Origin of the sequence: Marinobacter sp. MBR-99 (assembly GCF_040547575.1) — a bacterium.
Lineage (GTDB): Bacteria > Pseudomonadota > Gammaproteobacteria > Pseudomonadales > Oleiphilaceae > Marinobacter.
On the sequence record NZ_JBEPPY010000021.1, the window covers coordinates 20845 to 42590 of the forward strand.

General features: G+C 53.7%; 18 protein-coding genes and 1 pseudogene. 10 read left to right on the forward strand and 9 right to left on the reverse strand.

Annotated features, from left to right (window positions below):
- Positions 1-7: 7 nt before the first annotated feature.
- Genes phnE through ABIE59_RS16265 form a run of 3 tightly spaced genes read left to right on the forward strand, consistent with a single transcriptional unit; the run spans position 8 to position 2712 of the window.
- The gene (gene phnE, locus ABIE59_RS16255) at positions 8-838 is read left to right on the forward strand and encodes a phosphonate ABC transporter, permease protein PhnE (RefSeq protein ID WP_011784781.1); all 831 of its coding nucleotides are present in this window, start codon (positions 8-10) and stop codon (positions 836-838) included.
- 9 nt (positions 839-847) lie between these two features.
- Positions 848-1858, forward strand: a complete 1011-nt coding sequence (locus ABIE59_RS16260; RefSeq protein ID WP_011783502.1) for a phosphonate dehydrogenase — start codon at positions 848-850, stop codon at positions 1856-1858.
- A complete protein-coding gene (locus tag ABIE59_RS16265) occupies positions 1852-2712 on the forward strand; it encodes a LysR family transcriptional regulator (protein ID WP_011783503.1) in 861 nt (286 codons plus the stop codon). The genes ABIE59_RS16260 and ABIE59_RS16265 overlap by 7 nt, the downstream gene beginning before the upstream one ends.
- Here ABIE59_RS16265 and ABIE59_RS16270 read toward each other — a convergent pair.
- The 5 genes from ABIE59_RS16270 to ABIE59_RS16290 all read right to left on the reverse strand — a co-directional run bounded on the left by ABIE59_RS16270 (position 2627) and on the right by ABIE59_RS16290 (position 7598).
- The gene (locus ABIE59_RS16270) at positions 2627-3196 is read right to left on the reverse strand and encodes a reverse transcriptase domain-containing protein (protein ID WP_081432065.1); all 570 of its coding nucleotides are present in this window, start codon (positions 3194-3196) and stop codon (positions 2627-2629) included. The genes ABIE59_RS16265 and ABIE59_RS16270 overlap by 86 nt on opposite strands.
- A gap of 494 nt (positions 3197-3690) precedes the next feature.
- Positions 3691-4272, reverse strand: coding sequence for a DUF6448 family protein (locus tag ABIE59_RS16275; protein ID WP_011784782.1), 582 nt, complete (start codon positions 4270-4272; stop codon positions 3691-3693).
- 215 nt (positions 4273-4487) lie between these two features.
- On the reverse strand, positions 4488-5627 hold the full coding sequence (locus ABIE59_RS16280) for a helix-turn-helix domain-containing protein (protein WP_011784783.1): 1140 nt from the start codon (positions 5625-5627) through the stop codon (positions 4488-4490).
- On the reverse strand, positions 5618-6943 hold the full coding sequence (locus ABIE59_RS16285; protein WP_019677803.1) for an ATP-binding protein: 1326 nt from the start codon (positions 6941-6943) through the stop codon (positions 5618-5620). The genes ABIE59_RS16280 and ABIE59_RS16285 overlap by 10 nt, the downstream gene beginning before the upstream one ends.
- A complete protein-coding gene (locus ABIE59_RS16290) occupies positions 6933-7598 on the reverse strand; it encodes a response regulator (RefSeq protein WP_011786648.1) in 666 nt (221 codons plus the stop codon). The genes ABIE59_RS16285 and ABIE59_RS16290 overlap by 11 nt, the downstream gene beginning before the upstream one ends.
- A 167-nt stretch (positions 7599-7765) precedes the next feature.
- Here ABIE59_RS16290 and ABIE59_RS16295 point away from each other — a divergent pair, with 167 nt between their 5' ends.
- From ABIE59_RS16295 to ABIE59_RS16315, 5 genes are all read left to right on the forward strand, one after another.
- Entirely contained in the window at positions 7766-9082 is a 1317-nt protein-coding gene (locus tag ABIE59_RS16295) for a ferredoxin reductase family protein (RefSeq protein WP_011784786.1), read from the forward strand.
- A gap of 76 nt (positions 9083-9158) precedes the next feature.
- Positions 9159-9539 carry a PepSY domain-containing protein gene (locus ABIE59_RS16300; RefSeq protein ID WP_011784787.1) on the forward strand — a complete coding sequence of 127 codons (381 nt, stop codon included), beginning with the start codon at positions 9159-9161 and terminating at the stop codon, positions 9537-9539.
- 54 nt (positions 9540-9593) lie between these two features.
- Positions 9594-10067, forward strand: a complete 474-nt coding sequence (locus ABIE59_RS16305; protein WP_011784788.1) for a DUF2271 domain-containing protein — start codon at positions 9594-9596, stop codon at positions 10065-10067.
- 22 nt (positions 10068-10089) lie between these two features.
- Complete coding sequence (locus tag ABIE59_RS16310) at positions 10090-12309, forward strand: PepSY domain-containing protein (RefSeq protein ID WP_011784789.1); 2220 nt, start codon at positions 10090-10092, stop codon at positions 12307-12309.
- Positions 12310-12384: 75 nt separating this feature from the next.
- Positions 12385-13137 carry a VIT1/CCC1 transporter family protein gene (locus ABIE59_RS16315; RefSeq protein WP_011784790.1) on the forward strand — a complete coding sequence of 251 codons (753 nt, stop codon included), beginning with the start codon at positions 12385-12387 and terminating at the stop codon, positions 13135-13137.
- Between the two features lie 333 nt (positions 13138-13470).
- On the opposite strand, the pseudogene ABIE59_RS16320 reads toward ABIE59_RS16315, so the two are convergent.
- Together ABIE59_RS16320 and ABIE59_RS16325 are read right to left on the reverse strand one after the other, a co-directional pair.
- A pseudogene (locus ABIE59_RS16320) lies at positions 13471-13824 on the reverse strand (DUF3703 domain-containing protein).
- A gap of 64 nt (positions 13825-13888) precedes the next feature.
- Positions 13889-14785 carry a cation efflux transmembrane domain-containing protein gene (locus ABIE59_RS16325; RefSeq protein WP_011784792.1) on the reverse strand — a complete coding sequence of 299 codons (897 nt, stop codon included), beginning with the start codon at positions 14783-14785 and terminating at the stop codon, positions 13889-13891.
- A 172-nt stretch (positions 14786-14957) separates the two neighbouring features.
- Here ABIE59_RS16325 and ABIE59_RS16330 point away from each other — a divergent pair, with 172 nt between their 5' ends.
- Positions 14958-15425, forward strand: coding sequence for a hypothetical protein (locus ABIE59_RS16330; RefSeq protein WP_041343552.1), 468 nt, complete (start codon positions 14958-14960; stop codon positions 15423-15425).
- A 407-nt stretch (positions 15426-15832) separates the two neighbouring features.
- On the opposite strand, the gene ABIE59_RS16335 is transcribed toward ABIE59_RS16330, so the two are convergent.
- Positions 15833-16300, reverse strand: coding sequence for an Lrp/AsnC family transcriptional regulator (locus ABIE59_RS16335; protein ID WP_023009402.1), 468 nt, complete (start codon positions 16298-16300; stop codon positions 15833-15835).
- A 68-nt stretch (positions 16301-16368) separates the two neighbouring features.
- Between ABIE59_RS16335 and ABIE59_RS16340 the strand changes: the two genes are divergently transcribed.
- Positions 16369-17388: a hypothetical protein gene (locus ABIE59_RS16340; protein WP_023009401.1), complete on the forward strand. Its 1020-nt coding sequence runs from the start codon at positions 16369-16371 to the stop codon at positions 17386-17388.
- A gap of 726 nt (positions 17389-18114) precedes the next feature.
- Here the strand turns inward: ABIE59_RS16340 and ABIE59_RS16345 are convergent.
- A complete protein-coding gene (locus ABIE59_RS16345; protein ID WP_354448544.1) occupies positions 18115-21417 on the reverse strand; it encodes a DEAD/DEAH box helicase in 3303 nt (1100 codons plus the stop codon).
- Positions 21418-21746 lie beyond the last annotated feature (329 nt).

Below are 21746 nucleotides of genomic sequence, written 5' to 3' on the forward strand. Positions count from 1 at the left end.
GTGCCCCATGAACTATACAACGACGGAACCGGCGACTCTGTCGCCGGCCCCGTCGGCCTCCGTGCTGGATGAGCACGCGAAAGGCTGGCGGAAAAAACTCGGACAGTCGCTGTTAGTGCTGCTCATCATTTTTGTCGCAAGTTGGTACGTAGGGCTGCTCAATTTCAATACACTTGCCAATGGCGTGCCAGCCATAGGCACACTCATTGGCGAATCTCTTCCACCTGACTTCACCAATGTGGCCAGCTGGGTGTCGCCGTTAATCGACACGCTTGCGATGAGCATTGCCGGTACTGCCATTGCAGTAACCTTGTCTGTGCCACTGGCATTCCTGGCTGCGCGCAACACCTCTCCACATCCGGTGGTGTTCCAAGTAACTCGAACCCTTTTAAACGGTTTGCGTTCAGTCCCGGAACTGATCATGGGCATCATCTTCGTGGCTGCTGTTGGTTTTGGGGCGTTGCCTGGCGTACTGGCGCTCGGTCTTCACTCCATTGGCATGGTTGGAAAGTTTTTTGCCGAAGCGATTGAGCATGTAGATGAGGCGCCAGTGGAAGCGGCCGATGCTGCCGGCGCTACTCGCTTGCAGGTGCTCTATCACGCCGTGCTGCCACAAGCACTTCCTCAATTCGCGGACGTGTCCATTTATCGCTGGGAATACAATTTCCGTGCCTCGACCGTAATGGGCATGGTGGGTGCCGGTGGTATTGGCTTCGAATTGATGGGCTCGCTGAGAATCATGCAGTATCAGGAAGTCAGCGCCATTCTCATTGTCATCTTGTTGATGGTCACCGTCGTGGACAGTCTCAGTGGCCGCCTTCGTAAGAAATTCAAATAAGGAACGTCGATGAAACCCAAGGTTGTGATAACCCATAAGATCCATGACAGTGTTCTGGATGAACTTGCCCAAGATTGCGAGCTGGTCACCAACCAATCCGGCGCCACGTTGCCCCAGGAGGAAGTGGCTGCGCGCGTTGCAGACGCTGATGCGATGATGGCGTTCATGCCAGACCGAGTTGGAGTGGAGTTCCTACAGGGGTGTCCGCGCTTGAAGGTGATTGGTGCAGCCCTGAAAGGCTATGACAACTTTGATGTGGATGCCTGCACGCGTCATGGGGTTTGGCTGACATTTGTACCGGATTTGCTAACCGTGCCTACTGCAGAGCTAACGGTCGGGCTGACGATCAGTCTCACCCGACAAGTCAAGGCGGCGGACCACTTCGTTCGATCCGGTGAATTTACTGGCTGGACACCACGCTTCTATGGGCAGGGGATCGAAGGCTCACGGATTGGTATTGTGGGTATGGGGGCCATCGGCCAAGCGGTGGCGCAGCGCCTGAACGGATGGGGAGCGGATTTAATCTATTCCCAGCCGGAACGTTTACCCGTGCAGCATGAGCAGGCACTGGGTTTGTCCCATACTCCCCTCAAGATGCTGCTGGCCCAGTCAGATATTGTGATCCTGGCACTGGCGCTCAATGAGCAAACCCTCCACACCATTAATCGCGAAACGCTAACAGGAATGAAACCGGGCGCATTCCTTATCAATCCCTGCCGTGGATCTGTGGTGGATGAGGGTAGTGTTCTGCAAGCGCTTCAATCCGGTCAGTTGGGGGGGTACGCCGCTGATGTGTTTGAGATGGAAGATTGGGCGAGAGAAGATCGTCCGAGGGAGATCGCCCAGGGGCTCAGGGCCCACCCCAACACGCTGTTTACTGCTCACATCGGATCGGCAGTCAGCCAGGTGCGTCTGGCTATCGAGCAACGCGCTGCTCGGAACATTCTGCAAGTGCTTCGGGGTGAGCGGCCGGGTGATGCGATCAATGATCCCAGTGGCCGCGAGAGCGGCCCATGCTGAATCTTGTCTGGCTGAAGAGTTTCGTGGCGGTGCTGGACCACAACGGGTTTCAGGCCGCAGCCCGCCAGTTGGACATCGCACAACCCACACTGTCCCAGCACCTTCAAAAACTCGAAAACCAACTTGGCGTTTTATTGGTCCACAGGGGGCGCTCTGGCTGTGAGCCAACCCGGGCTGCCTTAACCTTGTTGCCTTTTGCCCGAAGTCTGCTCCGGCTGGAGGAGCAGGCGAGATCTTCCATTATGGAGGCTCGACTTCGCGTTGGGGCGAGCTCCAATATTGGGATTTATATGCTCCAGCCCTACATCCGTCGTTACAAGGAGCTGGGCGTAGGGCCCGAGGTGGATGTGGTAATAGATTCCAATCCGACTATTGCACGGCATTTATCGGACGGTGAGCTGGACGTGGCGATTATGGAGTGGTGGCATGATCTACCCGGATTCCATGCTCAGGCGTGGCGTAACGAGCCCGTTGTTCTAATCGTTCCGCCTGGTCACCCGTTAGCCCGTCGAACCGATATCGACCGCGATACGCTGTCTAACATGGCTCTGATCGGCGGCGAACCCGGCACCGGCACTGGCCGGCTTTTGGCGACCTACTTCGGTGAGCATGGGCCATTTCCGACGGTATCTATGCAGCTGGGTAGCACCGAAGCCGTCAAGCAAGCGGTTAAGGTCGGACTTGGCGCATCGTTGGTGCTTGAAAGTTCTGTACGGGAGGAGGTCCAAAATGGAAGTCTGGTGGCTATTCCCGTGAGTGAGCCTGGCCTTAGCAAGGAGCTGATGGTGATTTATCCGAGCAGCCTGGACAAACACAGGCCAGTATACTCGTTTGTTGGGCATCTCTGTGAATAGCTATTGGGTCCACCTCACGCATATCTAGCTGGGAATGCAGATACTGAGCCTCACGCTCACTTCGACAACGCAGTATTCCGTCATCTGCATATCGGCAGAATGGGATATCCGGATGACGAACGGTCAGCCAACGATCCAATGCATAATGCAGAAACAGGTTTGCCAGAACTGGCGATAACGGGCCACCTTGTGGTGTGCCAACGTTCCGTCGTTCCTGCTTACCATCTTTCGTCTGCATCGGTGCCGTTAGCCAGCGCCTCACATACAGCAGCACCCAGGATTCAGAGCAATGGTGGTCAAGAGCCTTGAGCAATAGCTCATGATCAATATGATCAAACAAGCCACGGATGTCATACTCCAGCACCCAGTCCCTTTCCCAGCACCGCTTTCGCGTGATCACAAGCGCATCATGCGCGGATTTCCCGCACCGATACCCGTACGAGTCCACATGAAAGACAGGTTCCAGGATAGGTTCCAGCGTCATAGTAACCACAGTTTACGCTATACGATCGCTAACCGTGGGTACCCCGAGCAATCTTTCTCCTCCACTTTTCTTCGGAATTGGAACTGCTTTGACGGACGGTGGGAAATAGCTGCCGGAGGACATCCGATTCCAAATTAGATAGAGGTTCTTACTCAAGTCTCGATCAAAGTCCTGAATCGTCTGGCCATCTACACCGGCCGCACCTCGATTTGATTTAACGCGCTGATACGCCTTCCATACCTGGCGCTTGGAATTTTTTTCTCTAATTGCGGAAATACCGAAATTAGATAAAACACAGCACGCCCCTCAGTTAGTAATATGGCTGCCCGATATCCCGGAATGATTATGAAGCGGAGATTGGTGTTGGCTTCATTTATGTTTTTTGATGCGCCTTAATAGAATGATGGTACCAATTCAGCCGAAGGCGAAACTGGAAATGAATACAACGGCAAAGCAGGCCGTCAGCCTGCTTTGCGTCTGCGTGAAGATAGGAATTAGTGCCCCTGCCCTCCAGCAGCGCCATGCACGCCCTCTATATAGTGAATGTAATTGACGTAGTCAGCGACAAAGGCACGCCCCTTATCGCTGCTTTGATCAGCCATGGCCCTTGCACGCTGAGCCTCATGATAACGCTCACGAATACCGTTCTCGATCTTGCGGGTTATATTTGCCACGAGGCGATCAATTTGCCCGTTTTCCAACGCCGCATCCGCCGCCATTAAACCCGGATCAATCTGTCCGGAAGGCTTGATGCCGGTAAAGGGTGCGCCTTCGGAGGCACGATGAACCTCAACGAGCGTCGAGAACAGATGCTGATCGGCAATGTTTTTCGCAGTTTCGCTTTGCCCGCGGACTTGGCGCACATCGGCGAATACCCTTTTGATTTCGGCCTCATCCTTTGCCGGCACCCATTTGAGCAAGGGCTTAACATTGCCTGACTCCAGTGCCGCACGGGCTTCGGTAATCACGGGACCGTCCAGAGCATCACAATGAGCTTGGGCGCTACCGGCAAACATCAGGCTGAAGATTGCTGCGGCCACTGCGGGAACAGCGGTTTTGCGTAATTTGGTTTTCATACATGACCTCTTCATATTGCGTTGAGCTTCACGAGCACCGGGTTTGGTGTCGCTTGGCAATCAGAGTACGGAAGGGAGGTCAAAGAAGCGTTCTCAGGTACGAAACCGAACCGATTCCATGGTTTGGAAATAAAATATATAATTCAAAAGGATAGAGGTTTCAGTATCGGGTGAGAGCGTACTCGAACGCCGGGTAGCCAGGTTCAGGATCGTGGCTAGGGTCGGATATCGCCCTGCAGGGCTCGTCGGCGATATTCACTGGGGGTAAATCCTGTCTCTTTCTTGAAAGCAGTGTTGAATACGGACTTCGAGTTGAAGCCAGAGTCATACATAGTTTGCAGAATATTTGCCTGATTGGCTGCATCGGCCAGGCGCGATTTCGCCTCGTCGATGCGATAGCGACTGACGAACTCAAAGAAATTGCAGCCAAAGCCTTGGTTAATGGCCCGTGAAACCTCTCTTGAAGGGGCGCCCAATTTCCGTGAAAGTTGTTCCAGGGTCAGGTTGGGGTGCAAGTGGGGCTTTTCCTGGTGCATTAACTGTTGGAGCCTGACCTTTAAAGTTTGATCAAACTGCGGCGTGGGTTCTTCTTCCAGCAAGGCGGCCTGGTCTGCTGCCAATCCAGAGAAAACAACGGGTTGGCGAAGAGAGTTTATCATCAGAAAATTGATGAAAATGAAGCCCGTTACAGCGCCAGCGCCGGCCACCCACTCGGTTCCAGGCACGCTTCTAAACACATGCGCTGTAAGGCAGTACATCATGCTCACGGTCCAAGCCACTGCATAGCCGATCAGAAGCGTCCGTAACCACGCAAGTTGTTTGTTTTCAATACTCGAGAAAATCTGTCGAATACCAAGGCCGAAACGGTTAATCGCACGAATCGTCGCGTACAGGTAGCCCAGAAAGACCGCGTGAATAGCGACTGCAAGAAGGGGAGAGGTAAGTACGCCCGGGTGGTCCCGTTCAAGCAGAATCTGAACTTTGGTCTCGCTTGGCTGTAAATAATATTCAATCAGAAAAATTGCGCCGACCACCCAGAAGAGCAACGTGTGCACGAGATGCTTCCCGCGTAACTGGAAATTCTGATACATCAGCGATTGCGCATATAGATAGAGCGAGCCGGCTTGTAGAAGTCCGATGAGTGTTCCGAGGTAGGCGAAGTTTGGGTACTGGAGCGCAAGCCCGCTGCCATAGAGGAAGATCTCTCCCAGCCCGGCGGCGAAGAACACCAGAGTGGCAACCAGGAGTCGGTTAGATATGAGCCCACTGTTGGATGGAAGTAGGAGAAAAACGGCAAGAGCCAGCGATTGAATGATGCTCGTCAGCAGCACAATGTCGGTGAGTGTCAGATACATGCCAGATTCAGCTCCGCTTCAAAACCATCCTGCCGTCCTGTTGCCGGCGATCTGAGATGCAGGGTCATGCCGGCACCTTTAGCAATCGCATCGGCAATCGCGAGGCCCAGGCCAGAACCTGCAGCGTCCGTTTTGGCGCGTGCAAACCGGTTTCTTAAAAGAGCGAGCTGTTCCGGTGGCACTCTTGCACCGCCATTGCAGACCCTTAAAACCCCATTATCGTTCAGGTTGATCTTCACCGGCTCGCTACGGGAACCATGCTTAAGGGCATTCTCGATCAGGTTACGCACCAGGATGGCGAAGGCATCGGGATCAAGAAAGGAGTTCACTTCGCGCTCCGGCAGGGATAAAACAACTCGCCCGGGTGCCTGGGCCTCAAAATCCCGGGCAATCATCGCGAGGATGGGCACAAGATCCTGCTGACTTTGTGAGAGTGCACCGCCACCTTCTGCTTTTGCCAACTCGAGCAGTTTTCCGGACAGCACCGAGAGACTGCGTAACGCTTCTTCAATTTCTGCAACATCATTCTTGAGATAATCATCGGGCATTCTGGTTTTCAGTCGCTGCACTTTGGCAAGCGCTGTTGCCAGGGGAGTTCGCAGTTCATGGGCACTGTTGGCGGTAAAGCTGCGTTCTGATTCGAGAGCACGATGCAAACGCTCAAGCAGCCGGTTGATGGCACCGGCGATTGGTTCAAATTCACGGGGTAACTGCTCTTCTACAACAGGGGACAGATCTCCCGCGCCGCGGGATTCAATGTCTTGCTGAAAATCGACCACCTTACGAAGGGAAAGCCGGACAATCCACCAGACACCCAACAGGCTGACCGGAATCAGCACCAGTAAAGGCAACAGTAAGGCTAATCCCGCCTCCAGAGCGGATTCACGCCGGTGCGCCAAGGGTTCGGCCACTTCAAGATAGATGGTATAGCTGACTGCAGATACGCCATATAGCCGGTGGGTCAGAGTATCTGAAAACCCTTCCGCGGGGGTCCTGCTAAACACGCCAGGGTCGGCATCGTGGGACTGGAGCAGAATATTTCCAGCTTCGTCCCGTACCAGATAGGTCAGGTATTCGTCATGGTCTTTCAGGGCTGGGGCCTTTTGATTGCCCGCGCCGTTCTCACGGTTCAGGATGTCGGTGACCGCCAGTGGCAGTATGCGCTGGGCGGTTTCTTCCAGGGCACTGTCGAAGACCTCGTTCATTTCATGCTGTGCCACCAGTCCCGAAGCGGTCACGCCCAACAGCCAGAGTAGGGTGACACCGAGTGTCAGGCCGATACCGAGTGTTTTTTGCAGGCTGGTTCTAGTGGTCATGTGTTTCCAGGCGATAGCCCATTCCCCTGACGGTTACGATAGCGTCCCGCCCCAGCTTTTTACGCAGACGGCTGACATAAACTTCGATGGTGTTACTTTCGATTTCGGCCCCGAAAGCGTATAGACGATCCTCCAGTTGCGATCGCGATAACAGCATTCCGGGTCGCTGGATAAAGCCCTCAAACAATGCCCACTCCCGTGCCGTAAGTTCTACCGGCAGGCCGTTGCGACTGATGCGGTGATCGCCAAGATCAATCATCAGCTCGCCCACTTGTATGATCGGGCTTGGATTGCCGCGATATCGGCGAGCCACCGCGGCCACGCGGGCCGACAACTCCGAAAGATCAAAGGGTTTGACCAGGTAGTCGTCAGCACCGGCATTCAATCCTTCAATCCGGTCAGACACCTGATCCCTGGCGGTCAGAATGATCACCGGTGTTGTTATTCCGGTAGCCCGGATCGTTCGCAAAAAGCCGAAGCCATGGCCGTCGGGCAGCATCAGGTCCAGCAGAATCAGGTCGTAGGCTGTGGTCCTGATACTCGCCTCAGCAAAGCGCAGAGTTTGCACCCAGTCCACGGCGTGGCCGTCGTCCGCAATCTGATCCCGGACCGCCTCGCCCAATCCCGCCGTATCCTCCACCAAAAGAACCCGCATTGTTCACCTCTGACCCAGCCCTGAAATCAAGATACTACAGCTCGAACCTGACAACAGCCTGAATGGTCAATAACGCTTCGATCTCTCTTCACCGACCTTCAGCTGGCTGTCAGGTTTGGGCGCTAGCCTTCGGGGGAATATTCCAGGTACCGATCGCAGGAGATGTGATGATGCGGATGATTTTTCCTTTCGTTGTGTTGGTTTTGGGCCTATGGGCCTGGAACCTCTTTGCAGGTCCTGGGGCCGGTTCTCCCTGGGCAGTCTATGACCAGAGCCTGCTGCTCAGTGGGCTGTTATCCATTGCTCTGATGTCACTAGCCATGATGTTGGCACTGCGCCCAGCCTGGTTGGAGAGACCGCTGGGCGGGTTGGATCAGATCTATCGCACCCACAAATGGGCGGGCATTCTGGCAGTGGTATTCGCCGCCGCCCATTGGCTGATTGAAATGGGTGACGATGTAATAGAGTCGGTGTTCGGAAAAGCCGGCAAGCTGCACGATCAGGATTATTCCGGGTTCATCGACACCATGCGCGATGCGGCGGAAGAGGTAGGGGAGTTCGCCATCTATCTGCTGTTCGCCATGCTGCTGATCACCTTGTTGCGCAAGTTCCCCTACAAATACTGGCGCTATTTGCATCGCGGCATGCCGGTGCTTTATCTGTTGCTCGCTTTCCACGCGGCGTGGCTTACTCCGCTGCAATGGTGGCAGCAGCCAATCGGTGTGCTGATGGCCATTTTGCTCTTTGGCGGCAGCATCGCCAGCGGGCTATCCCTGACCGGCAGAGTTGGTCGTCGTCGCCAGGTTCGCGGCATGGTCACCGCGATCAAAACACCAGACCGGGACGTCACCGAAGTTACCTGCCACATGGGGCCGGCATGGCCCGGTCACCGTGCGGGGCAATTCGCCTTTGTGACCTTCGACCGACTAGAGGGCGCGCACCCGTTCACGATTGCCAGTGCCGATAGGGAAAATGGCACGGTTACGTTCATCATTAAATCGCTCGGCGACTTCACCCGCAATCTGAGCCAAAAAATCAGCGTGGGGCAAACCGTAAATATAGAAGGCCCTTACGGCTGTTTTAACTTCGATCGCCGCAACCGCAAATCCCACCAGATCTGGATAGCCGGTGGCATCGGGATCACGCCGTTTCTGGCCTGGCTCGAAGCTCTAAGCAGCGCCACCGACGCCACCGTGCCTGAAGCCGATCTGCATTACTGCACGCGCAACGCCGGCCAGGATCCCATGGTGGATCGACTTCGGGCGCTTTGCGATGGCTTTCCCGGGATACACCTCGAGATTCATGACAGCAGCAAGGGGCAGAGGTTGTCTGCCGAGACGTTGTCTACCAACGGACGCTCGGCAGCAGGCGCAGAGGTCTGGTTCTGCGGCCCGGCAGGGCTGGGGGAAGCCATTAGAAACGGCTTGCGGGCAGCACCCTTCCGCCTGACTCGCTTCCATAAAGAAGCTTTTCAGTTCCGCTGAAATGGCCTCGTTTGTTCAGGTCGTTGTCAGGTTAGCGCCTTAGAGTGGATTTAACACAACCAGCAGGAGAGACACCATGAAGACCAAACCCATTATTCTGAGCCTGTCTTTGTTACTTCTGAGCGGTACCGCAGTGGCCGATGACGACTGCGATGATCCGGTGGCGAGTTGGCAGCCCCGTGAAAATCTGCGTGAAAAGCTGGAAGCCGAAGGCTGGACAGTTCACCGAATAAAGGTTGACGACGGTTGTTATGAAGTCCGGGGCCTCGATGCCGATGGGGTCAGGGCAGAAGCCTCTTTCGCGCCCGCTTCATTGACCATGATGAAATGGGAGCGTGAAGACAGTGACGATGAGGAGAGGGACCGCGGCAACAGGAAAAATGGACAGGACAATCCCAAAAGTCAGGCGCCACGCAACGGCATCGTCAAGGGGCGTCCCACGGTTACCGTTGAGTAACTCAGCGAATTTGCCCTGTTCCTTTAACGTTCATCAGGTTTTTGGAGACCATTTATGAAAACGTTTGTTCTCACTTGCAGCCTTTTCGCCGCCTTGGCTTTACCGGTATTCGCCCAGGCCCGTGACGTGACCTTCACTACGGAACTACAGAATTACGGCGGCGATGGAGCCTATCTGGCGCTGTATCTTACCGATGCCGCCGGAGAGTATCAGGGTACCCTTTGGGTTTCCGGGAAGAAATCTAAATACTACAAACACCTGGGAGGCTGGGCCCGGGGCAGTGGGCTTGATCCTGCAGAGTATGACGGCTTGACTGGCGCCAGTGTTACCAGTGGCCGCACGCTGAAAGTGACTCTGAACCTCGATGATTCGCTGATCGACAACGGCTATGAGGTTCGAGTCGACTCTGCTGTTGAAGATATGCGCGATATCAGAGCCGATGTGATAGCCCCCCTGACCACCGAAGGGTCCGGAAAGCCGGTTTCAGGACGTGGTTACGTGCGCGCTCTGACCTACGAGCTTCAATAATTCACCAGGAGCATCGACTATTATGTTGCGCAAGTTCCACAGTTTACCGGGTTTGCTTGCAGGCGTGTTCCTGATCGTTCTCTCGGTCACGGGAGCTGTGTTGGCTTTGGCTCCGACGCTGGATAGAGTGTCAGCGGTCATTCCGGCTTCCGGTGAAGTCAGTATTGCCGAGCTGGCAGACCGGGTCGTTGCTCACTATCCCGGGACTGAGCAGATCGTGCGAGAGCCTTCTGGCAAGGTCATTGTCTATTACAGCCGTGACGGCCAGGCCGGTGCGGATCTGGTGAATCCGGTAACAGGTGAGGGCACCGCACCCTACGAACCTTCCGCATTTTTTGGCTGGGTCAAGGACCTGCACCGTGCGTTTATGCTGGATGATGCCGGTAGAGCGCTGGCCGGCGTATTAGCTGCTTTGATGGTACTTCTGTGTCTTTCGGGAATATTGTTGATAGCCCGGCGTACCGGGGGTTGGAAGAATATACTAAGACCGCTTTCCGGCTCAGGCGGGAAACGAATCCATGCCGAGCTGGCCCGGTTTGCCGTGCTCGGCCTACTGTTATCCGCACTGACCGGTAGCTATATGTCGGCACAGCGCTTTGGTTTGCTGCCGGAAGCGCCTGACACAGGGCCAGGGTTTCCGGCTGAGGTCTCGGGCGGGCAACCATCGCCTGTGGGCACCTTAAAAGCGCTAGGCAATTTCGATCTTGGCGAACTCCGGGAACTGGTGTTTCCCTATCCCGGTGATCCGCAGGACGTCTATTCGCTGTCAACCGCCGGCGGCTCCGGATTCGTGGACCAGGCTACGGGCGAGTTGCTGCAGTTCCAGCCGCGCTCTGACAGCGGCGTATTGCAGGACTGGATTGTACGTTTGCACACCGGTGAAGGCCTATGGTGGCTTGGCCTGATTCTTGGCGCTGCGGCACTGACTGTGCCAGCTCTCTCGATAACAGGTGCAACCATCTGGTGGCAGCGTCGCCGGTCTTCAGGGCAGCTTCCTGACAACGCCGATGCCGCTCAGGCGGATACAATTATTCTGGTCGGCTCCGAAGGTAATGCCACCTGGGGATTTGCCCAGGAACTCCATAGCAGCCTGAATAAGGCCGGTTTCCGCGTGCATTGCAGCGAGATGAATGCCCTGGCTAAGCAGTATCCGCAGGCTTCCAGGCTGTTCGTGCTGACTTCGACATACGGTGATGGTGATGCACCCGCATCGGCCCGGCAGTTTATGGCCAGGCTCAAAGAATTCCGGGCTGAGAAGAACCTGCGATACACGGTACTGGGTTTTGGTGACCGGCAGTTTCCGAACTTCTGTCAGTTTGCCTTGTCGGTGGATGCTGCGCTCGCCGGTAAAGGCGTCAGCCGTTTGCACGCCATTGAACTGATTGATCGGTGTTCTGCCTCGCAATTCAGTGAGTGGGGAAACCGGGTTGGTGAGGTTATCGGTACTCCGCTTTTCTTGAACTACTGTGCATTGCAGCCAGCAACGGTCAAACTGGAACTGGTAGAAAGGGCGGATTACGGGATTGCGGTTCAGGCGCCCACCAGTATCTTCCGGTTCAAACCGGCGGAGCAGGGCGGATGGCTAACGGCTTCTCCAAGAAGATTTAAAGCGCTGCCACCGTTCGAGGCGGGAGACCTTTTGGGGGTTATTCCCCCACACGGTCAACCCCCGCGGTTCTACTCGCTCGCGTCCTCGGCAAATGACGAAATTGTTGAGATATGCGTCCGTAAGCAGGCCGGCGGTCTTTGCTCCGGTTATTTGCATGACCTCAAGCCGGGTGATTGTATCGATGGCTTCATCCGCCCCAATCCAGGCTTTCGGCCAGCTACCGGTAACCGACCAGTGATTCTTGTCGGTGCAGGTGCCGGGATTGGTCCGTTAACCGGTTTCATCAGAAACAATACCAGTTGCAACCCTATGTATCTGTACTGGGGCGGTCGCGATGCCAGGTCAGATTTTCTCTACCAACCTGAGCTTGGGCGCTATCTTGAGGATCATCGACTGAGCGGGCTGAACACAGCCTTCTCAAGAACAGACGAGCGCGCCTACGTGCAGGATAAGCTCAAACAGGATGAATTAGCCGTGCGACAGATGGTTAACACCGGTGCGCAGATACTGGTCTGTGGTGGCCGGGATATGGCGGCGGCTGTGCGGCAGGTTATAGAAGACATTATCAAACCCTTGCACATCGATATTGAAACTCTGAGAGGCCAGGGACGTTATCTTGAAGATGTATATTGACAGATAAAGTGACAAGGTCGAACTGAGCCTATAATCCCAAAGCACCAAATCGCGTCCTGAACAGGAAGCTGAAAGATGCCATCCACAGAAAATGAAAGACTGCTCAGCGAGCACCAGCCTAATGCCGTTCGTGCACGGCTTGCTGGTCCCGTTAAGGCCTCGACGCTACCAGATGCTGTGCTTGGCGGCATCGATGGCTGCGTTACAACGTTTGCGGTTGTATCGGGTGCGTTCGGCGCAGGTTTCTCGCCACAGGTTGCGTTGGTACTCGGCTTTGCAAACCTGATTGCAGACGGCTTCAGCATGGCGGTAAGTAATTACGAAGCGGGCCAGGCGCAGTTGAATCAGATCAAATTTGCTGAACGCACAGAACGTGAACATATCCGTGCTGTGCCAGAAGGTGAACGTGAGGAAATTCGCCAGCTGTTTCAGGCGAAGGGATTCGACGGCGAATTGCTGGAGCAAGTAGTGGAGGCTATCAGTCGTAATCCCGATGTGTGGGTAGCAACCATGTTGCGAGAAGAGTACGGACTCTCGGGTGCCGGACTCAGCCCACGCCGAGCCGCGTTGACTACCTTCGCCGCATTTTTGTCGGTTGGTGCTTTACCTTTACTGCCTTATGCCATCCCGGGTATGGAGAGTCAGATTCAGTTCCTGACGAGTCTTGGTTTGGCAGGCGTCGTCTTCTTGGGTATCGGAATGCTTAAAAGTATCGTCTATGGCTTACCAGCAATGCGATCAGGACTCCGGACTTTGATCATGGGTACGGCCGCAGCGGGGCTGGCGTTTGCTACTGGGCATTTTGCGCAGGGGTTATTGGGGGGTTAGTTCTTCAGCGGTGAATAGACAATTTAACATAATATTCCCCTAAGAGCTGATATTCATTCGCGTACCCGCTATTGGAATTAACGGCGGATTTCTCGCTCTGTTCGCCCAATGAGTGTAGTTGCAGAATTGAATTTTTAAAGCACAACTCATGCTGAAATGAAAATTATTTAGCAAGGGCCAGTCGTCGACTAATTACTGCGCAACTTTATGAATTGTGGAAAAAATGGTGTCGATATCATTGATGCCAAAGGCTTAGCGTACAATTTTTTCCGTTTCGTGAACTGACCCCAGAATGTTCGCTTTGCGACCAGCACCTAAACAAAAGCGAACATTCTAGTCACGCCTTCCCTCCGCCTCCGAAAGCACCACTGCCAAATCCTCGGGCACCGGCATGGGTGCAAATGCGCTGATGTTTGCACCAGTGTTTCCCAACGGAACCTAAATTCGGGAAAAGACCAGGGCGGCAATGGTTCGAATAGACTGCCCCAGCACTTCACGAACGTCTCTTGTTCGCCAACCCAGTCTGAGCATCCGTAAGTGGGTTGCAGCGTGCGCCAGAGCATACCTCTGGCTGAGGATATGGGCACGTTCCAGATGGGTGAAGGCTGTCTGGAAATCGCCTGCGCCTTCCGCCCTGCGTGTCGCCTCAAGCTCCGTAAGATCGGACGCCTTCAATTCACTGTGCATCGATGTTTACTCCCCCTGAAATGCCAACGACGGGCCAATAATCGACCATTTGACTCCGAATGGTTCAGCCTTTCAGTGCCAGTATGCGTTTGGCACCCATCAATACGATGGCACCAACAATTCCCCCAATAATCAGATCTGGGTAGTTGGTACCGGTCCAGGCAACGAGCAGCCCCGCAAGTATTACACCCAGGTTGATGACCACGTCGTTTGCTGAAAATATCCAGCTGGCTTTCATGTGAGCACCGCCCTCACGGTGTTTTGCGATCAGAAGAAGGCAACTGATATTCGCGATGAGAGCAACAGATGCGACGGCCATCATCATTAACGACTGGGGATCACTCCCAAACAGAAAGCGCCTGCCAACTTCAACCAATACCCCAGCGGCAAGGATAAGCTGGAGGATGCCAGCCACATGCGCCGCTCTGACCTGCATTTTGATTCCGTGTCCAACGGCGTAAAGTGCGAGACCGTAGACGGCGGCATCGGCAAGCATGTCTAGCGAGTCTGCAATCAGGCCAGCAGACTGGGCGATCAGGCCCATCGTCATCTCGACCAGAAACATCAGAGCGTTGATTGCCAGCAGTATCCATAAAGTGCCGGATTCTCCGCTTTCGTTGGCCTTAGAAGATTCAGCCGCTCTGACGGATTCAGCGCTGGCGTCTTCTGTCCGCTGCAAGGAAGCACCCAGGCCCAGGTTTTCCAGTTTGCTGGTAATAGGACCGGTTTCTCCATGGTGGATAATTTCCAATGTACGACCCGATAAATCGAATGACAGCGACTGAATGTTTTCAACGCCAGTCAGTGCCATTCGAATCATTCGCTCTTCCGAGGGACAATCCATTTTTGGTATTTTGTAGGTGCTTAGCTGGCTACCTGTTTCGGCGGTGGCGCGTCCCTGAAACTTGTCATCTACGACAGAGTCTTCACTACCACACTGCCCATTGCAGGGTTTGCTCATTTTCTCGGCTCCGGTTTTCGTACAAATGATGCAATTTAAAACCCTGTAGCCACTACAGGGTCAATAACTAATCTACACTAGTAGTCGTCAAAATCGGCGTTTGTCTGGATAAAGATCTACAATGATAAGTGCGATGGTGTGGACGTCTAATTTTATTTCGAGGGTAAACTTTATGATTTCATTTAAAGGACTTACAGCAACCGCTGCGTTGTTGGTTTTTCCTGCATTCGTGCTAGCGCATGGTGATCAAGGCTCATGGCAAGGGCATGGTCCTGGCATGATGATGGATCAGGAGCAAATGCAACAGATGCACCAGAACTGGTCTCACATGAACCAGCTGATGCAACGCATTCCTGATGAAGCTTCACCGCAAGAACGGCAACGATTGATGCGAGAACACAGGGAGGCGATGCAAGAGCAAATGGGTTTTATGCATCACGGTATGATGGGCCCCGGCATGATGCGTGGACAAAACGGCATGATGGGAGGTCAGCACATGATGAACGGCGGCGGTAAATCAAAGAATGGTGGTAGTCTGTCTAACGAGCAACAAATTCAGATGATGCAGGAGCGCATGGATCAAATGCAGCTGATGATGGAGCAAATGCTGCAATACCAGCAAAATCTAAAGGTAGAGTGATCGAGAAGCCTTCAAATACTTTTACTTAACAGACGCGTAGTAACTGGCGAGTTTGATAGGCTGAAGTTTGTGAAAACGGCGCAGTAGCTGGGTTTCGGTCTCAACGAAATCCCTGGCCTTTTACGGCTGGAAGATGGCGCTCTGGGCACCACTTCGAATGTTCGCTTTGCGACCCGCGCTGCCTTTCCTGGTTCCTTAAACAAAAGCGAACATTGATAGGCCATCCGTAAAGATGCTCGTTTCCATTGGCAAGCGGACCTTTTTACCGCATCCAAACGGGTTATCTAGGGTAGCGACTTTCCCACCTACGTTGGTGTCCGGAATCATTGAACCACTTCACTCACAACTGAACGTCAGCGTGAAGGTACCCCTCCTCTTTAAGCTTGTGGCCAAACCGCAAACGCCAGTCATAAAACAGGAAGGGTAACTCTCGTATCGAACTTAGCTCGTTTACGAGAAATCAGCGTGCGGAATTTACGCATGTTGGAATCCGCATACAGTACCCGATCACAAAAAAGGTCATAACATTCCATATCGGCTACAATTACGATCAACACAAAATCGACCTCTCCGGTGACTTGATAGCACTGCTTCACCTCCTGAGCCGCCAGTGCCCGCTTAAGGAACCGCTGGTATAATGCCTTATCATCACGCTCCATGATGACCTCAACCACCACATGCAAGGTGGGCCCGAGTTTTTCAGGAGCCAGTAAAACTACATCCCGCTCAATAATCCCGCTCTCCCGTAGTCGCCGGACCCTTTTTAGGGAGGCAGAGGGTGACAACCCGACCTTGTTCGCCAACTCTTGGTTGGTGATGCCGCCCTCATTTTGCAAACAGTCCAGTAGTCGGAGGTCGAGCCGATCCAGGTGCATAATATTCTCCAAATAACACAACAAACGAATGAAATGTATTGTTTGGTATCTTTTAGACGAAAGATTTCTTGCCACTCATCGTACAATATCGCTTCTTCCACCTCAAACGAGCGATATTCATGTTGACCTGGTTAATGACACAGAAAAAAAACTCAGTTTTTGAGATTTTCAGGGAGTCCACCCGGGTTTACTTCACCTTACTAAGAATACTGGTCCCGGCACTGATCGTTGTGAAGTCGCTGGAGTTGTTAGGATTTACAGTCTGGTTGGGTTCTGTGCTGGCACCACTGATGGGATGGCTGGGGCTGCCCGACACGGTCAGCGTTGTATGGGCCGCGACGCTGCTGACCAACATTTACACTGGCATGGTGCTGTTTTTTGAAGTGGCTCGATCCGAGACCCTGACGGTCGCCCAGGTCAGCGTGTTAGGCACGCTTATGATCGTTGCGCATGCTATACCTGTGGAGGGCGCGGTCGCCCGAAAAGTAGGCGCGCCTTGGTGGCTGACGCTGTGCCTGCGCATCGGCGGGTCGCTCCTGCTTGCGTGGGTTCTTCACCAGCTTTATCGAGCTGGTGGATGGCTGCAGTACCCGAACGAACTGGCGTGGCAACCGAAGTACACCGACGAGAGCTTAATGGGGTGGGCGCTAGTGCAAATCCAGACGCTTACGATAATCTTTTTCGTCATCCTGGCGCTGATAACATCACTCAAGCTGTTCCGCCTGTTGGGCATCGAACGGCTGCTGCACCTACTGCTTAATCCGTTTCTTCGGCTACTGGGCGTTAGCCAAGCGGCCGCCAATACTATTGTTATCGGCGCTATGCTGGGGCTTAGTTTTGGCGCGGGGCTTCTCATCCAGGAATCCAGAACCGAGAAGCTTAGCCCCCGAGATGCTCTGCTTGCAGTGAGCTTTCTCGGCCTGTGTCACAGTCTGATTGAGGATACCTTGCTGATTTTGCTGCTGGGGGCCGACCTGTCTGCCGTTCTTTGGGCACGTCTCCTGTTTGCGTTTCTGGTCATCGGGGTGTTGTCCCGGCTTCCTGCGCACTTTCTAAAACATGGCCTCCAACCTGCGACTAATCGTTAACCTAGGATGGTAGATGCCAAAGCGTGCGTGTGACGATTCAGGTCAACCCCCACAGGATCGCCGTCGAACTCGTAGAGATCGCCCCGGACGTCCATCTAGTCTTCTCTGGCAGGCGCGCTCGAAAAGGCTGGCTAGAGGTATGCTCCTGTCCTGCAGAGATCTCATGGCAAAACGCTGGCCCGGATCCCAGGGAGACACTTAAGGCGGTAACGTCGTGGCACGCGACGCAGCGCTCGTCACCCTCGATGAAATTGAAACCGAGGGCCTAGTGGACAATGCCCGCGAGATCGGCCGTTTTCTGAGGTAAAAACTGGAGGCGCTCTCCGGCCATGCCCCGTTATTCATGATATTCGTGGAATTGGCTTAATACAGACAGTTAAAATTGTTGAACACGAAGGGCAGCCCTAGCCCCTCGCGAGCTGAAGAGCTTATAAAGGCCTGCGGGGAGGTCGGTCTGCTGCTACTTTGCTGCGGCATGCACGGCAACATCGTTCGATGGCTTCCCACTTATAAGCTAGGACAGGCGAGAGCACCAGCATAAATCCAAGCTTTTTAAACAAAAGCGAACGTTCGCTTTGCGCTTCAGCTCGCTTTGTTTTCAAACAGGACCTTTCTGTCTAACCGCATCCGGCCCCTCACCTAAGATGGTAACGATACATCAGCGGCGCCATTGGCTTCCGACTAGAGAGTTTGTGGGGCGGAGATCAAATGACTGGCAACTCTCATCTATTGTGCACAAACCACGCACAACGGCACACCAACTGTATCCATCAGGAAACTATGGGCAGCTGCGAGGATAGTGGCCTGACGGTCGCTATGATTTGCCCGCGATATGCCAGGTTGGACAATAACTATCTGCCCCTGGACCTCCTTAAACCGGCTTGCGCGAAGTATGTTGTTTATCTCGTGAGTACCACCGCGAAGGAAGCGGGTTGGACGAGTGTTGGACCGCAAGCGCTGTTCTCGCTTAGAGACATGACGGCACAAATCCTTGAACTTCCAGAGCCAGCGTCCGGAGCGTACCGCTTGTGAGCAGACTTCAACAGCATCCTGAAGCCGGGCGCCGCCGACATTTTCACTAAACTTGCAGTGAACAAGGGCAAAGTGAATAGTTTCATTATCAATCTTGAAGCAGATCAGATCAGCCGCCTCACCGGAGGCATCATCATCGAAAACTACATCGTAGCCTGCATCCATGAAACGCCGTGCCGCCCGAGCCTGAACCGTGTCCTCATGCCGTTCACCGTCACGCCACATTGATTCTTTGGTGACATCGATACCATTCCAATCCCATACATCGAAGTGTTCGGCCGGAAAGGACAGTTCTGGAGCCTCCTCAGGCTTGATCAATAAATGGCCATCCAACTCACTAAGGTCAGTCATGCGAACAAGGAGCGGGTAATCATTCAAGAAATCAGATAAAAGGATTTGCCGGCGGGCAATACCAATGGAGAGAGTTGGACCGGCCACGTGAACAAACTCATAGGCGTTGGCCACACCAAGCCGGAACGCATAATCGGACAGTTCTCCATCGTATTCGAGACAAAATCGCATTGTTTGACGACCTTCGTCTATCTCGGTAAAGCGCAGATCAAAGTAATAAAGCGGGGTTTCGATACCATTCCGAATAATCTGCACTCGACCCTCTTGCTGCTGGAGTATTTCCAGGGGCCATTCGAGGGAGAGCACGGTTGCCTCAGGAAACCGATCAATCTCTTCCGGCACCAACACATTCTGAAGTATCTCGTCCGTACTGATTGTGCGGTCAACCAGTTTCGCACCAACTCGATTGCACCATTTAGTTAGGTGAGCGATTGGCCCGCGTTGCTTAGACCACACCCTTCCCTTGAAGGAGCAACCAATCGCAATTGGGACACCATCCTCAAAGCCCATCCCCTGAAGAACCGATTTAGTAGAGCCAGCGGTTTGAGAGATTTCCAAAGCTTGGCGAACGTCCGCACCAGTGTACATCGCGTATCGCAGATTGCGGCGAGCATGCTTAGTAACGCCAACATTCTGAAACTGAAGCCGCTTGATCCCGGCTAGCGTGCGGAACACGGGATCACCACGGACAAGAACGACATCCTGGCCAGCCACGGTTTTCGCCAAACTCTCGTGCAAAGATGACTTATCGCTAGAGTGGATAAAGAGCAAGCCTAGATCTGCTGCGTAGTGAACGACATATAAGTGCCATTCTCGGTCCTTTATCGACTGCGTGCGCGTCCATAGCACGGGCGGCTCTGTCTTTGTCACATAGTAAAGGGTTCTGGATTCGGCATGCAGCCACACCCCGTGAACTTCGGCGCCAGCCGGCACAGCACGATGAAAGCGGCGCGGATTAAACTGGCTCGCCCTGTACGCGACCATGCTGAACTTCGGCTGGAGTAACGTTGGGGAAATCGAAGCCAACGAATCATCGTCCACTTCTTTGGTCAGTGAAGCCGACTGCGAGAGAAATTCAACAAGCTCACGATGTTCGCGAACTGCATCTGAACTCATCTCTGCAAGAAGCGTGTTCCAATCTGCATCCTCACTGTAGAGCCTTTCCAGTCCCGCAGACACATCTTGATCGGCGATATTTGCGACCACTGTCGCATCTCCAATCGTACTGCCTGCAGTCCTGGTAAAACGGCCCGTAAACTGAAGTAGTACAGCGAGGCTCTTGTGCGTGTCGTGAATCGCAGCGATCTTGAGCTCCGGAAGATCAAATCCTTCCCCGAGCATCTCGACACAAACGACAATGCGGCTATGGCGGCTGTATAGGCGTTTTAGGTACTCTGCCGACGAGGGATCCTCTGAGTGGATAAGAATCGGATTGTGATCTGACGCTATTTCCCGGTAGAGCGTCAGAATCTCATTGGCGCGCTCAATCCGGTTACATCGTGCCATAATCAAGTGGTCATGCCCCGCATCAAGGTCGGCATCAAGTTGAGCGATCGCCTTCTCTGCAATGGCACGATCCGCGTCCCGCATTTCAATCTCACAAACCGGATCAAACTTAATCGGTTTGAAATACTGGTCCTCCTGCGCACGACGAAGCGGATAGGAGTAGATTACATCTCCGTCTACAAGAACGCCGTCACGCCTGAACGGCGTTGCTGTGAACTGCAAGACACGTGTTGACCGAAATTTATCTCTGAAGGCCGTCCAACTTTTTGCGCCCACATGGTGTGCCTCATCAACGACAAGACATGCGCATCGCTCGGCCATTTCTGGAATTAGTTCTGCTGCCGTTCCCTGACTGATGGCAGCCATCGTAGAAATGACAACATGGGAGGCGTCAAAGATATCGAGATCGGTCTCTGACCGAGGGCGATTACTGATCACACCCACTATGGGATTGAGCATATCCTCTGGAATGACGCCAAGTTTCCGAAGCAAACCCAACGTCAGGAACTTTTTCACTGTCTGTGCTCGCAGAGGAGAGTTAGGCACGACCACGAGTAACGTACCCGTTACCTGTCCGATCAAAGCTGCGATCATTGTCTCTGTCTTTCCGGTACCGGTTGGCATGACGGTCGTAGCCGGGGTGTTGTAAAGACTCCAATGTGCACCGATGGCGTGTAAAGCTCCGATTTGGGGGGGACGCAATCCTGGCTGCACTACATTACCGTCACCATCAACCTGTTCCACGGCATACCGGATCCCACTTGTCCACGATTCAGAAATTTGTGACTTTTTCTCTGCCCATTGCGTAGGATCGGATTGCCCTGCGAGTTCACGATGGAACTGCCAGTCATGCGTACCGATATCAGTCTCGTGCAAAACGCCGTCTACACCGTTAGGGACAGGACATTTTTTCCTTTTGGTGAGAACGATGCGTTCACCCGACTCCAGGATAAGCAAAGGCTGTTCTATTCGGGGTGAGACGTTAATACTGATGCGTTCGACAATTCTTTCGCTGCGCTCGGGGCGCAGGACATGGGCTATTTCACCGATGTTGTGTTTCTTCTGCCAAACGATTGCAGGGAGCAGGATTTCCTCTTGTCCAACCTGTCCAGCGGCAGCTTCCCGAACCACATCATTCATTGGGAATTATCTCCACGATGTTATCAAGGTGGGCCTTAACAGCCTCAAGGGAAAAATGAGCCACGCTGTTATCATCCGCCCAACGCCAATGATAAGCTGCGCCCGACTAGTACGTCCGGTAGAGGCCGTAGGCCGGAACATACTCAATTGACTGGTCATTACGATTTTCCCCATTTGAGTTGATCTCTGACCAACCGCAACGGACGCAATCCATGTAAGATTCAGTTTTTGTAGCCGTTCTTGCCGCACGTAATTCTTTCATGCGATGAAACCCAGTGGCTGGGGTTGTCACGAGTATCGAAACCGCAACCAGTTTTACCACCTTTGTT

Excerpts from the sequence above, each read along its gene's own strand:
- ABIE59_RS16330 (WP_041343552.1), top strand. The coding sequence starts at position 14,958 with ATGATTTCATTTAAAGGACTTACAGCAACCGCTGCGTTGTTGGTTTTT.
- ABIE59_RS16265 (WP_011783503.1), top strand. The coding sequence starts at position 1,852 with ATGCTGAATCTTGTCTGGCTGAAGAGTTTCGTGGCGGTGCTGGACCAC.
- ABIE59_RS16280 (WP_011784783.1), bottom strand. The coding sequence starts at position 5,627 with ATGTATCTGACACTCACCGACATTGTGCTGCTGACGAGCATCATTCAA.
- ABIE59_RS16295 (WP_011784786.1), top strand. The coding sequence starts at position 7,766 with ATGATGCGGATGATTTTTCCTTTCGTTGTGTTGGTTTTGGGCCTATGG.
- ABIE59_RS16305 (WP_011784788.1), top strand. The coding sequence starts at position 9,594 with ATGAAAACGTTTGTTCTCACTTGCAGCCTTTTCGCCGCCTTGGCTTTA.
- ABIE59_RS16345 (WP_354448544.1), bottom strand. The coding sequence starts at position 21,417 with ATGAATGATGTGGTTCGGGAAGCTGCCGCTGGACAGGTTGGACAAGAG.
- ABIE59_RS16275 (WP_011784782.1), bottom strand. The coding sequence starts at position 4,272 with ATGAAAACCAAATTACGCAAAACCGCTGTTCCCGCAGTGGCCGCAGCA.
- ABIE59_RS16290 (WP_011786648.1), bottom strand. The coding sequence starts at position 7,598 with ATGCGGGTTCTTTTGGTGGAGGATACGGCGGGATTGGGCGAGGCGGTC.
- ABIE59_RS16260 (WP_011783502.1), top strand. The coding sequence starts at position 848 with ATGAAACCCAAGGTTGTGATAACCCATAAGATCCATGACAGTGTTCTG.
- ABIE59_RS16285 (WP_019677803.1), bottom strand. The coding sequence starts at position 6,943 with ATGACCACTAGAACCAGCCTGCAAAAAACACTCGGTATCGGCCTGACA.
- ABIE59_RS16270 (WP_081432065.1), bottom strand. The coding sequence starts at position 3,196 with ATGACGCTGGAACCTATCCTGGAACCTGTCTTTCATGTGGACTCGTAC.
- phnE (WP_011784781.1), top strand. The coding sequence starts at position 8 with ATGAACTATACAACGACGGAACCGGCGACTCTGTCGCCGGCCCCGTCG.
- ABIE59_RS16325 (WP_011784792.1), bottom strand. The coding sequence starts at position 14,785 with ATGAGCAAACCCTGCAATGGGCAGTGTGGTAGTGAAGACTCTGTCGTA.
- ABIE59_RS16310 (WP_011784789.1), top strand. The coding sequence starts at position 10,090 with ATGTTGCGCAAGTTCCACAGTTTACCGGGTTTGCTTGCAGGCGTGTTC.
- ABIE59_RS16300 (WP_011784787.1), top strand. The coding sequence starts at position 9,159 with ATGAAGACCAAACCCATTATTCTGAGCCTGTCTTTGTTACTTCTGAGC.
- ABIE59_RS16315 (WP_011784790.1), top strand. The coding sequence starts at position 12,385 with ATGCCATCCACAGAAAATGAAAGACTGCTCAGCGAGCACCAGCCTAAT.
- ABIE59_RS16335 (WP_023009402.1), bottom strand. The coding sequence starts at position 16,300 with ATGCACCTGGATCGGCTCGACCTCCGACTACTGGACTGTTTGCAAAAT.